The sequence below is a fragment of the Lentibacillus cibarius genome (genome assembly GCF_005887555.1).
Taxonomy (GTDB): Bacteria; Bacillota; Bacilli; order Bacillales; family Amphibacillaceae; genus Lentibacillus; species Lentibacillus cibarius.
Genome location: NZ_VCIA01000001.1, coordinates 702,853 through 715,467, shown reverse-complemented (window position 1 = coordinate 715,467; position 12,615 = coordinate 702,853). Strand labels below are relative to the sequence as shown.

Here is a 12,615-nt window from a genome sequence, read left to right as displayed (position 1 = left end):
GAAAACATATGAAGAGATAACTGTCAAATACTGTTTATTAAAAATGGGGAATTTTAATGCATATGCGGTCATTAATAAACCTGATCCCCATTAAAAATGGAATTCTTCACGACCACATAATCGACATGACGGATAGCTTCAAGTTGACTGCCCCCCGCATAAGAAATAGATGATTGCAAATCTTGCTCCATTTCTTTAAGCGTATCATTTAAGGAGCCTTTGTGCTCCACATACATTTTTTTGCCTTCTACGTTTTTCTTTTCGCCTTTTTGAAATTCAGAAGCTGATCCAAAGTACTCTTTATACCACTTTCCGTCTTTTTCAATCGTTTCCCCTGGTGATTCCTCGTGTCCGGCAAAAAGTGAACCAATCATGACCATCGACGCACCGAACCTAATCGATTTAGCAATATCCCCATGGGTACGAATACCTCCATCAGCAATGATTGGTTTACTTGCTGCCTTGGCACACCATTTTAATGCTGCTAATTGCCAGCCGCCGGTTCCGAAGCCCGTTTTTAGTTTTGTAGTACAGACTTTTCCGGGTCCGATACCAACTTTAGTGGCATCCGCACCAGCATGCTCCAATTCTCGTACTGCCTCAGGGGTGCCGACATTTCCCGCAATCACAAAACTATCGGGCAAGTGTTCTTTAATATGCTGAATCATTTTTATTACTGAATTCGCATGCCCGTGTGCGATATCAATCGTAATGTATTCTGGTATAAGCTGCTCATGGGCTAACTGTTGGATAAATGAATACTCTTCATCTTTGACACCAACACTGATTGATGCGATAAGTCCACGTGAATGCATGTCTTTAATGAAACCCCAACGCTTCTCTGGTTCAAACCGGTGCATGACATAGAAATATCCGCCATCAGCAAGCTTATTGGCTATATTTTCGTCGATAATCGTTTGCATGTTTGCTGGAACAACAGGAAGTTTAAACGTATGTCCGCCCAAGGTAATGGACGTGTCACATTCGGATCGGCTGTTTACGATGCATTTTGCTGGAACCAGCTGCACATCTTCATAGTCAAATACATTTTCCATAAATATCTCCCCTAAAAACGAATATTATACAATGAAATGTTTTAAACGTTCGTACATTGAACACTATACATGATTCTTTTTTGTATGTCAAAATGAGTCTATCGGATAAACTGTTCAAATCGCTGTGCTATAATACTAAGTGAATTTAGACATAAAAGCGGGTGAACCGATGTATAACGCCATATTTAATCATAAATATAAAAAGCGTCAGCTCAGCCATTTAGAGGAAGAAGAAATGCTTAAAGTTTTTTATCAGGATTACCGGCATGTACGGAAGGAATTGTTTAAACATTTGCGGGATCAGAACAGCGGATTAGATAAGTTAGTGATTTTTGAAAAGACGTTGAAAATCCTCGATCGGTTTATATTTGTTTGCTTCTGTGAAGATGCCGATTTACTGCCGAGAAATGTTCTCCGAAACGTTGTTCAAATGTCCAAGCATTCATTTGAAAAGCGTGACACCAAGATATGGAATCAGCTAAAAGAGTTATTCCTTTCGATTGATAAAGGAAACCCTGATATGAATATTAATCGTTTTAATGGTGGTTTGTTTAAAGAGGATATTATATTGGATGGTTTAGTTATCCAAGATGATATATTTCCGTTGTTTGAAAGGATAACCAATTATGATTATTCCGTAGAGCTTAATGTGAACATACTTGGACATATTTTTGAACAATCAATCAATGATATTGAAAAAATAAAATCGGATATCCTTAATGAAACATTTGACTCGGAGCAAGGGAAACGGAAGAAAGACGGGATATTTTACACGTCGCCGGGTGTTACGAAATTGCTGCTAGAGGAGACGTTAGGCAGCTGGATTAATGACAGAAAACGGGAATTTCATGCGGATGCACTACCGAATTTAACGGGAGAGGACTTTTCAAAATTTCATAAACCCCAACCGGATAAACGTAGGAAAAAGTTGTTGCCCGTAGAGAAACACATTGCGTTTTACCGTCAATTACAACAGCAGCTGCGTTCTATTAAAATATTGGACCCGGCGGTGGGGAGTGGTGCGTTCCTCCATATGGCATTGGACACTCTCACTTTAGAAAGGGACAAAATTAACAAAAAACTGGAAGAAATGCAGGATGGTCAAGCGGAATTAGTCGATATTAACCGTTATATTTTGACCAATAACTTGTTCGGTGTTGATTTGAATGAAGAAACCGTCGAAATATCAAAATTGTCGTTGTGGCTGAAAACCGCGAATAAACGCGAGGAATTGACGTTACTTGATGATAACTTGAAAACAGGGAATTCGATTATTGATAACCCGGATGTTACGAATAAGGCATTTCAATGGGATAAAGAATTCCCGGGGATAATGGATGCTGGTGGATTTGATGTCATTATTGGCAATCCGCCGTATGTGTTTGCAAGGAATAAAGGATTTACAGCGGCCGAAAAAGCTTATTTTAACAACCATTATGATTTAGTAGAATACCAAATAAATACCTATTTATTATTCATTGAACGTTCGTACCATTTGCTCAAAGAAGGTGGCTGGTTTGCTTTCATTGTGCCTAACACGTGTTTGACGATTGATTCGTTTAAGAAAATGCGGCGTTTTCTTCTGGAACACACCGGCAACTTGAAAATTATCAATATATACGACCGGATATTTGCACAGGCAGATGTCGATACGTGTTTCATTATTTTCCAAAAAACAGCGCCGACAACCGTCAAACTCGGAGAATACGCTGGTGAAAATGTCGAGATTGTCGCTGAAGTACGTCCAGAACAATTAGTAGATGAGCAAAGTATCATTAATATTTCGCTCATGAAAAACAAACAAGCCTTTAATGTGATGAGAAAGATAGAAGAAACAGGGCTGAATTTAGGCGCTGTTGCGACCGTGAAATCGGGCCTGGTGGCTTATGAAGTTGGTAAGGGTAATCCGGTCCAGACAAAGGAAATGAAGGAGAATAGGGTATATCACAGTGATGATCAAGTTGATGAAACGTATTGGATGTACCTTGAGGGGCGCGATGTTTGCCGTTATTATATCGACTGGGGTGGCAGCTGGCTTCGATATGGCCCCCATCTGGCTGCCAGACGGAAAGAAGAAATTTTCACATCGTCAAGAATTTTAGTAAGGCAAATTCCTTCCAGGTCAACGTATGCAATCAACGCTGTCTACACGGAAGAGGAAGTCTTGAATGACCGCAACGCTAACAATATTATAAATTTCCAAAAAGATCCGCTATTTTTGTTGGGTGTGCTGAATTCAAAAATCACAACGTTCTGGTTTATCAACAAGTTCGATAAATTCCAGCGAAAAACATTTCCACAGTTTAAGGTGAAGGATTTGAAAATGTTTCCTGTTCCGGATATTTCAGAACAAGAGCAGAAACACATATCGGAAGCAGTCGCTCAAATGTTGCAAGTTAAGTATGATAAAGGCAAAGCTTTGCACACAATGGAACAAGTGATCCGACATGAACTTAAAATAGATCGATTGCCCGCTTCATTCCAAACGTTTTATAAATGGAATGCAGAAGAGTGGCTGGAGCAGCTTAGCAAATGGAAGTATATGTCCCTTACCGAAAAGTCAGGCTGGCTGGCGTATTATGAAAATAGAAAAAGTGTGATGAATAGATTGGTTGAAAAAGAAAATCAGTTGAACGAGGAAATTGATCAAATGACAGCGAGTGCGTTTGACTTAAGTGATGCGGAAATGCAACTGATTGATACGAATGTAGCGGAATTCCTGGAATGAACTGTTATGTGCTCGAGTCCATATTGCTTGGTATAGAAAGTTGAATCAAACCCCTGTAGTTATGCACAAGGTTTTGATTCAACTCCATTCACATCACTTTAAAGCACGTAACTATATATACAGATAAAGTGAAACAAACTGCCGACCAAAATAAATATATGAAAAATCTCGTGAAATCCCATATGTTTAAATGAGAGGAAGGCTGGTTTTCGCCAGTATATGAAGGCGCCAATGGTGTAAAAAACCCCACCAAGAACGAGCATCAGCATACCACTACTACCTATAATTGGCGCAAGTTTAGGGGTGTAGAAAATAGCGACCCAACCCATCCCTACATACAAAGCAGTTGATAGCCACCTCGGTGCATGAAACCATACCAATTTAAAGGTTACACCAGCACAGGCGATGCCGGATATAACCGTAAAAAGTATCCACCCGGATATACCGCTTAAGCTGATTAAACATAATGGTGTATAAGTTCCAGCAATCAGAACAAAAATCATGGAGTGGTCAATACGGCGCAGAAAAGCAATAACATGGTCCCGCGCGACAACCATGTGGTAGGTAGCCGAGGCGCTGTACAAGAGAATCATGCTAGTTCCAAAAATGACAGCTGCCACAACAGCAAGCGCGGAATTAGTTGTTGCTAAAGCCTTCGTAACTAATGCAATTAATCCAAAGAACGACAGGACAGCTCCAAATAAATGGGTCAGCCCATTAATTGGTTCACGAATAGATATACCCAAAACATCAGCACCTTTGTATTTTGTAAGTGTACATATTACCATAAATGTATATTAGATTGTTTTCAACTAAAAAAGGTTGTTTTAAAAGGGGAAATTCACCGATATTTTCTTAGAAAGAAGGTCATGTATATGAAGCTTAGCATATTGGATCAATCACCCATATCTGCGGACAAGTCGGCACGTGAAGCGTTAAACGCATCAATTGATCTGGCCAAAACAGCCGATAGATTAGGATATAATCGATATTGGATAGCAGAGCATCATGATATGTCCGGTTTGGCATGTCCGAATCCAGATGTGATGCTAGGAATGATTGGGTTTGAAACAAAACAGATACGGATTGGTGCTGGCGCTGTTTTATTGCCGCATTACAAGCCATTCCGTGTGGCTGAAACGTACAACCTGTTGGCAACACTGTATCCTGGGCGTGTTGACTTGGGAATCGGTCGGGCTCCAGGCGGATCGGCGGAAGCGTCCATGGCACTGTCTGGCAACTTTTTGGAAAATGTCCGCCATATGCCGGAATCGCTTGATGAATTGCGTAAGTTTTTGCATGGGGGATTTCCTGAAGCGCATATGAACGCCAAAATCAAACCATCTCCTGTGCCATCAACACCACCGGAAATGTGGTTGTTGGGAACAAGTGAAAAGAGTGCTCAAGCTGCTGCAGAACAGGGACTTCCGTATGCATTCGGGCAATTCATGAGTAAACAGGATGGCCCTCGGATTATGCAGAACTATTCGGAAACGTTCGGTGCAAAATATCCGCATCAGCAACTGAATAAACTTGCTGCGATATCGGTTATATGTGCTGAAACAACTGAGAAAGCGGAAGAACTAGCATTAAGCAATCAGTTATGGCGGATTCAACAGGCGAAAGGGGAAGGAGATGGGAAGGTTCCCTCCGTTCAAGAAGCAAAACGCTACCATTATTCTGATGAGGACATGGCAATGGTCCGTGAGACAGCCAACCAAACGATTATTGGTAATCCTAAAGAAGTAAAGCAGGCACTTACTCGCCTAGAGACCATGTATGACACAGATGAATGGATGATCCTGACCATTACACATAGTTATGAAGCTAGAAAAAGATCATACCAGTTAATTGCAGACGAAATCCTGGAAAACAGCTAATCGAAAACAATCTAACGGAAAACAGTTACTCACCGACTAGAGGAACCTGGCATTCATCTTGTATTATAGCGATGCCGAAGTTTTTATTCCGTTAAAAGAAAACAAAGTCACTTGTCATTGTGACTTTGTTTTATAATAGCGTTCAACGAGATTGTAGATAGAAACTAGTTCATATAGCATGATAAGTACAGGTCGAAAACTGGTTGGATGTTGTTGCTTCTTAATGGTAATTTCCTCATTGTGATCCCAGAACAATTCAGTCAATTGCTGCAGCCGTTCCTTATGTTCCTTCTGATCATACAAATGAGGATCTTTAAGCGATGCTGCCACTTTGATTGCCGCATTCCGAATAGCAATTTTTTTATCATCGGTCAACTCAAGGTTTGTGAATGATGTATGAATCAGATTCCCTATATGATAGTGAATTAACTGCAACCGCCTGAGATCAAACTGCTCCGCTTGAAAATGTTGCCATTCATTTCTGGTAAGCGGATGATATTTAGATTCTTCTTTTTGATAGCGTATCAGTTCTTCCGTTTGATGGATAAAATCGTCAACTCGATCAGCCATTTCCTGCTCGACAACAGTGACGTTAGGTTCCTTATCCAGTATATCATTGACCACCTTTTCGATGGCAATTCCCGTTTTATACGCAAGCGTTTGTAGCCGCCCAGCAATTTCCTTTGTGTAGTCCGGTGGCAACATAAACAAATTAACAACAGTTGAGACAACTAGCCCGGTTGTTGTCGTACCAAGCCGGATGAAAAAAGACATAAGAAAGTTACTGTGGATTACTTCAACCATGGCAACAGAGGTCAATGTTGCAACCAACACCCCTGCATGCAGATTCAGTCTAACGCAAGTTGTGATTGTAAATACAGCTGCCAGCGTGTAGGTCAGTGGCGAATTGCCGAATAACGATATAAAAAGCACTGCATATGCCGACCCAATCGCTGATGCCGGAAAACGCACAATCCCTTTTTTAATCGAATCTGATACTGTCGGCTCTACCGTGACAATGGCCGTAATGACGGCAAACACAGGCGGCCAATCCAGTAGTACACAAATCCACGCTGTAATAAAAATGGCGACACCAGTTTTAATGATACGGCCACCAGCCAATTTTATATGTTTTATCCATTTCATCTGTTTCATCCCCGCAATTTTTTCTACTCGAACTTCTATTTTTCCAATTTATGCGTCCATTTGCAACCATTTTAAAAAGAAATAAATAATAAATGAAGAAAAAAGCATTTGAAATACAATTGTAATATTCCTATTACATGCATGTCATTTTCGAATGCTATAATACGAGTTGGCTAAATCTATTAATAGAGAAATAGATAACATAGAATTGAACAACAGATATGAGAATGCGAATACATATACGAAAGATTTTTACGTGAATTGCGGGGGGAATAGATGTTGAAACGAATTATTGGAGTCGCAACTAGTGTGGTTTTAGCAGGAGGCTTGATTTTCGCTGCTCCAGCCGGCGCGGAAACATTGCACGGAGTTCAGAAAGAGCGCTCAGTGGTTAAGGCAAATCTATCAGACACCGAAAAGAAAATTGCTGATGCTATGGAAGATCTGAAAGATTTAAATGAAAAAATTAAAAGTGTCAACGAAGCACTAGATAAAAACAGACAGAAGATGCGTGAAACGAAGAATAAAATCTCAGAAGCAAAAGAAGAAATACCGGCTTTGGAAGCAGAAGTTAATAAGTTGGAAAAAAAGATAGAAAAGCGTAAGGAAGTCATGAAAAGCCGAATTGTCTCCTTACAGAAAAGCGGCGGGGACGTTAGTTTTCTTGATGTTATCTTTGGTGCTGAAAGTTTCTCTGATCTGATTACCCGTGTATCTGCCGTTTCCAAAATTGCTAAATCAGACCGACAGCTGGTGGAACAGCAAGAAACGGATAAAGCTAATTTAAAGGAAAAGAAGGAAAAAATTGAAAATAAACTTAAAGAACTTCAATCGATGAAAGTGGAAATCAAAGGAATGGAACAGACAATCCTCGCCCAGAAAGAGCAGAATGAGGCGGACAAGAAAAAACTGCAGACGAAAAAAGAACATCTGCAAGGCTTGAAGAACGAACTGCAAAATAAAGATCAAAGCCTTGCGTCGATTGAACGGGAACTGCGCCGGCGCGAATCGTCCGGAGGCAAGTCAACAGCACCATTATCCCGCAGTGGACTGAAGCAACTGAGCAGTTCAGTCGACAATAGCGATAAACAGCAACGGAGCACATCCAGCGGAAGCTTGTCTGCTGCAATTAATGCAGGATATACACAAATGGGAACCCCTTACGTTACAGCCGGAAAGGGACCTGGTGGTTTTGATTGTTCCGGTTTTGTATCATGGGCATTTGGACAGGCTAATATTTCGATTCCGTCGAGTACCGCTGCGCTACAGAACACTGGTAAACGTATTTCGTACAGCGACGCTAAGCCTGGAGATCTAGTATTCTTTAATACATACAAAACAAATGGACATGTTGGCATTTATCTTGGAAATGGTAAATTTCTAGGGGCTCAAACTAGTACTGGGGTTGACGTAGCAAGCATGAGCAACACGTACTGGAAGAAACATTTTGCTGGACATGTGCGACGCGTTCGCTAATCAAACTTCCTAAACGAATAATTCAAGTACAGCCGTACACTATTTCTGCTTATGTAAGAATGAACAGAAATGGTGTGCGGCTTTTTTTAGTTTCAGAGTCAGGGCATGGCTGCTCTATGAAGAAAACAAACTTGTGATAACTGATGTTGTCAGTCCAATCATGCCAACCATTAAAGCGGAGTACATAAATGTAGTTTCCTGGATGATAAACCATCCAAGTACAATAACAATACTATCGATAATAAGAATAATCACTCCGACGTTTAACGGCGTAACCTTTGCGAGCATGAGTGCCAGCAGATCACTACCGCCCGCACTTGCTTCCGCTAGCAGCATGAGACCTATTCCAGTACCCAGCAATAAACCCCCACTAATCGAACTAATAAAAATAGGTGGTGTCTCAAGCGCCATTAATGGATGGAATAAATCAATAAAAAATGCTGACGTCAATAAGCCGTGGATTCCATTGTAAAAATAGGAACGGAAATGGGACCATGCAAACAAATAAAGCGGTAAACTGAGGATAATGATAGTCAATCCCGGCTTCAGTTCAAGCATATATTTGGCAATCAGACCCAGCCCGATAACTCCGCCGTCAACCAGATGATTGGGGATAACAAAGTAATTAATACCGATTCCAACTAAAACACTTCCGAATAGGATGAAGGCTATTTTTTTAAGCATGTTAATCACTCTCAACGTTGGCCTGTCCTGTAATTCCGTCTATAGAAAGATATTTATGCAACACAGTACGAAATTATCCTTGCAAATGAAAAAGATCAAACGATGAGCGAATCCGGTGGATAATCTAAGTTGGTGTTATCTAGCATATTTCTATTTTCCCTGCTAAGTATGATTAGGACTAGACACGTTTAAAACTGACGCTATTCGTCTATAGACTACTAAGCGTTAACTTTGAAAAAAGGAGTGCTAAGTCGAATGAATCTCTTTAAACAGATTAAAGCACTTGAACATGTCAGTAGAGACGGAATAAAGTTTTTACGATGTATTTAAATACAGATCCGTCAGAACCAGAAAACCAATCAGGTGGCTGGAAGATTCATTTAAAAAATGGTCTGAGGAATTTTGAAAGCTATCTGCGGGAAGCAAATAATACCGAAGAGCTTGAAAACTTTAAACGTGTTAAACGAAAAGTGAAAAAATATGTGGAGGATCATGAGCTTAATTTGCACAAAGGTGTCATCGTGTTTGCTGATGCGACTGAAACTGTGTGGTTTGCCCAGCGTGTTCGGATGCAATTAACCACGGAATTTTACTGGGAGGACACTCCTCGGTTACAGCAGTTGAAGGAATTGTGCAATGCCTATCCAAGAACGGGCATTGTTCTTGTTCAAACAAACCAGATAAGCGTTGTCGAGACATATCTTCAAGAAGTGACACACACGTATTATTATGGACTAGACATTGACACGGATGAATGGCGTCAGCGCACCGGCCCGCATAAAATAGATGCGTCGATGGGATCAGGTGGACGTAATGTGCAGCAGGAACAGTTTAAAGCTCGTTATGAAGCGAATAAGCAGCGCTGGTATAAAAGCATTGCTCCAAAACTGGACAAGCTTGCTAAAGATAACGGTTGGGAGCGTCTGTACATCGCAGGAGAACCAGATGATGCAATTGAACTGAAGCAGCAGCTGAACAAACCCGTGGACGATGTTATTCAGAAAAATATGCTGCACCATGAGGAAACAAAGGTAGTAGAAGAAGTGGCCGGTTAACGCTGGATTAGAGTCCCAGCAACGTGCCCGAATGCAGCGTGGAACCCCGAGAAAAGGCACTCATACCGTTGATGAGTGCCCGAATGTAGCGGGGAACCTCGAGAAAAGGCACCCATACCGTTGATGAGTGCCCGAAAGCAGCGTGGAACCCGGAGAAAAGGCACTCATACCGTTGATGAGTGCCCGAACACCGCGGGAACCTATGAGAAAAGACACTCATACCGTCGATGAGTGCCCGAATGCAGCGTGGAACCCGGAGAAAAGGCACTCATACCGTTGATGAGTGCCCGAATGCAGCGTGGAACCCCGAGAAAAGGCACTCATACCGTTGATGAGTGCCCGAATGTAGCGGGGAACCTCGAGAAAAGGCACTCATACCGTTGATGAGTGCCCGAACACCGCGGGAACCTATGAGAAAAGACACTCATACCGTCGGGGACATTAGGTAACTATTAATTTGCTGATGAAAGCAAAAGAACGCTTGGAACTCACCAAGCGTTCTCGTTCTTTTACGAAACTATTTTTTGTCAAAAAATCGATAAGCTAGCATTAGCGTTGGCATTACTCATTCCTCCTGACAGACCGGACACAATCCATAGATTTCAAATTTATGTCCCTCGATTTCATAGCCTCCAAGCGATTGCCTGATTTCGTCCATTGGACAGATTTCTAACGCTTTGGTCTTCCCACAGTCCTTGCAGATGAAATGATGGTGGTGATGATGCGAACAGCTAAAGCGAAAATGTTTTTCACCGTTCAGTTCAGTCGTTTCCAGTACCCCGATTTCCCGGAACAAATGCAGGTTTCGGTAGACTGTATCGTAACTAATGCTCGCATATGTTGGCTCCATATAGCTGATCAGATCTTTTGCTGTCCGATAGCCATCAGCCTCTGCGAAAAACGCCAGCATATCCTTCCGTTTGGCGGTTGTTTTGTAGCCGTGTGATTTTAATTGTTGAACAGCCTCATTCAGCCTCATGCGCGACTCCCCCAGTATGGTATGAAAATCGTTTCTTTCCTATGGCCAGAAGCAGTATGACAATCGATGAAAGTACTATCGTTCCGCCCGGTGGAATACTGAAATAATAACCTGTAATCATACCAATTATAACAGCCGCTTCTCCGAATAAAATAGAAAATAACATCATTTGTTTAAACCCTTTCGCCAGCCGCATTGCCGCCGCTACAGGCAGTGTCATGAGTGCGGATACGAGCAATACCCCGACAATGCGGATAGACGCGGCAATCACAAGCGCTGTCAGGACGATAAACAGAAAATGAATCCGTTTAGCATGAATGCCGGACACAACAGCATGTTCCTCATCAAACGACAAGGTAACCAGTTCCTTATAGAAAAGCCGGATCACCGCAACAATGAGAACGGAGATGCCAAGTATAGCGTAAAAATCTTTTGTGCTCACCGCGGATACGGATCCGAACAAGTAATTAAATAGATCGGTATTAAATCCGTTCGCCAATGCAATAAAAATAACACTCAGTCCGACCCCGCCCGATAGAATAATCGGAATGGCCAATTCTTGGTACGCAGTATATACGGCACGCAGTTTTTCGATAAAAATCGACCCAAGTACAGAAAAGCCCATCCCACTGTACAATGGCGCTATACCGATTGCGAATTTTTTATCCATAAACAAGCCGAAAGCTATCCCGGCTAATGTTACATGAGATAAGGCATCAGCTATCAGGGAAAGCCGCCGGACGACGATGAACGTTCCTAAGAGTGGTGCGATGATGCCAATTAACAGTCCGGTGTAAAAGGTGTGCCGTAAAAAGTCATATTCTAACAAGTTTGCAAGCATCTTGTTTCCTCCTGTATCGTAATCCTGTCTCAGGGTGAATGGTTGGATTTAATCAGATAAGTGGTAGCTTAATTGCTGTGTCTACTTTTCGGGTTGCTCAAGGAATGTTAATGTTTTATTCAGGTGTACGATCTCGGTAGCATATTTCAATAAGTCATCCGTATCATGTGTTACGAGCAGTAGTGTCACGGCATGTTTCTTGTTTAGTTCACGCAGTAGTTCGTAAAATCGTTGAACATTTTCTTGATCGACCCCGACTGTCGGCTCATCCAAAATAAGCAATTCCGGATCGTTCACAAGCGCTCGAGCGATAAATATCCGCTGCTGCTGCCCGCCTGATAACTGACCAATATTTTTATATGCGTAATCTCGCATACCAACTTGATCAATGGCCTGGAGTACCTTCTGCTTATGTTTGGATTTAAAAAATGTAAAATAGCCTAGTTTGGCCGTCAGCCCCATAGAAACGACTTCAAATACGGTCGCCGGGAATCCTTTGTTGAAGTTGTTTGCTTTTTGAGAAACAAACCCGATCTTACTCCAGTCTTTAAACTGCTGGATGGGCTGTCCAAACAAACGAATTGTCCCACTATCAGGTCTTAGTAGTCCAATAATCATTTTAATGAGTGTCGTTTTGCCGCCACCATTTGGCCCAATTAATCCCATAAAGGAACCACGAGGCAGTTCAAAATGAATATCAGTCAGGATAGTTTTTTGTTCATAGGCGTATGTGAGATTGGTTATGGAAACAACCGGTTCAGCCATGGTGCA

At 41.7% G+C, this 12,615-nt stretch carries 11 protein-coding genes; 4 read left to right on the top strand and 7 right to left on the bottom strand.

Translation table 11 applies throughout. The features are described from left to right. Positions 1 to 71: 71 nt before the first annotated feature. A complete protein-coding gene (gene guaC, locus FFL34_RS03610; protein WP_138601559.1) occupies positions 72 to 1,055 on the bottom strand; it encodes a GMP reductase in 984 nt (327 codons plus the stop codon). 169 nt (positions 1,056 to 1,224) lie between these two features. On the opposite strand from guaC, the gene FFL34_RS03605 reads away from it, so the two are divergent. Then, positions 1,225 to 3,783 carry an Eco57I restriction-modification methylase domain-containing protein gene (locus tag FFL34_RS03605; protein ID WP_138601557.1) on the top strand — a complete coding sequence of 853 codons (2,559 nt, stop codon included), beginning with the start codon at positions 1,225 to 1,227 and terminating at the stop codon, positions 3,781 to 3,783. Positions 3,784 to 3,881: 98 nt separating this feature from the next. On the opposite strand, the gene trhA is transcribed toward FFL34_RS03605, so the two are convergent. Then, positions 3,882 to 4,529, bottom strand: a complete 648-nt coding sequence (gene trhA / locus FFL34_RS03600; RefSeq protein WP_138601555.1) for a PAQR family membrane homeostasis protein TrhA — start codon at positions 4,527 to 4,529, stop codon at positions 3,882 to 3,884. Between the two features lie 129 nt (positions 4,530 to 4,658). On the opposite strand from trhA, the gene FFL34_RS03595 reads away from it, so the two are divergent. Continuing rightward, positions 4,659 to 5,663 carry an LLM class flavin-dependent oxidoreductase gene (locus FFL34_RS03595; protein ID WP_138601553.1) on the top strand — a complete coding sequence of 335 codons (1,005 nt, stop codon included), beginning with the start codon at positions 4,659 to 4,661 and terminating at the stop codon, positions 5,661 to 5,663. A gap of 114 nt (positions 5,664 to 5,777) precedes the next feature. On the opposite strand, the gene FFL34_RS03590 is transcribed toward FFL34_RS03595, so the two are convergent. Beyond that, positions 5,778 to 6,809 (bottom strand): aromatic acid exporter family protein, encoded by a 1,032-nt coding sequence (locus tag FFL34_RS03590; RefSeq protein WP_171046253.1) that lies wholly within the window; start codon positions 6,807 to 6,809, stop codon positions 5,778 to 5,780. A gap of 276 nt (positions 6,810 to 7,085) precedes the next feature. Between FFL34_RS03590 and FFL34_RS03585 the strand changes: the two genes are divergently transcribed. Then, positions 7,086 to 8,285: a C40 family peptidase gene (locus tag FFL34_RS03585; protein WP_138601551.1), complete on the top strand. Its 1,200-nt coding sequence runs from the start codon at positions 7,086 to 7,088 to the stop codon at positions 8,283 to 8,285. 114 nt (positions 8,286 to 8,399) lie between these two features. Here the strand turns inward: FFL34_RS03585 and FFL34_RS03580 are convergent, their stop codons facing one another. Then, positions 8,400 to 8,969: a YitT family protein gene (locus FFL34_RS03580; RefSeq protein ID WP_138601549.1), complete on the bottom strand. Its 570-nt coding sequence runs from the start codon at positions 8,967 to 8,969 to the stop codon at positions 8,400 to 8,402. Positions 8,970 to 9,289: 320 nt separating this feature from the next. On the opposite strand from FFL34_RS03580, the gene FFL34_RS03575 reads away from it, so the two are divergent. Then, positions 9,290 to 10,024, top strand: a complete 735-nt coding sequence (locus tag FFL34_RS03575; RefSeq protein ID WP_318279573.1) for a VLRF1 family aeRF1-type release factor — start codon at positions 9,290 to 9,292, stop codon at positions 10,022 to 10,024. 565 nt (positions 10,025 to 10,589) lie between these two features. Here the strand turns inward: FFL34_RS03575 and FFL34_RS03570 are convergent. From FFL34_RS03570 to FFL34_RS03560, 3 genes are all read right to left on the bottom strand, one after another. Beyond that, entirely contained in the window at positions 10,590 to 11,003 is a 414-nt protein-coding gene (locus FFL34_RS03570) for a Fur family transcriptional regulator (protein WP_138601547.1), read from the bottom strand. Next, positions 10,990 to 11,844, bottom strand: a complete 855-nt coding sequence (locus tag FFL34_RS03565; protein WP_138601545.1) for a metal ABC transporter permease — start codon at positions 11,842 to 11,844, stop codon at positions 10,990 to 10,992. Before FFL34_RS03565 ends, FFL34_RS03570 begins: the two co-directional genes overlap by 14 nt. Before the next feature lie 81 nt (positions 11,845 to 11,925). Then, a complete protein-coding gene (locus FFL34_RS03560; protein WP_138601543.1) occupies positions 11,926 to 12,609 on the bottom strand; it encodes a metal ABC transporter ATP-binding protein in 684 nt (227 codons plus the stop codon). Positions 12,610 to 12,615 lie beyond the last annotated feature (6 nt).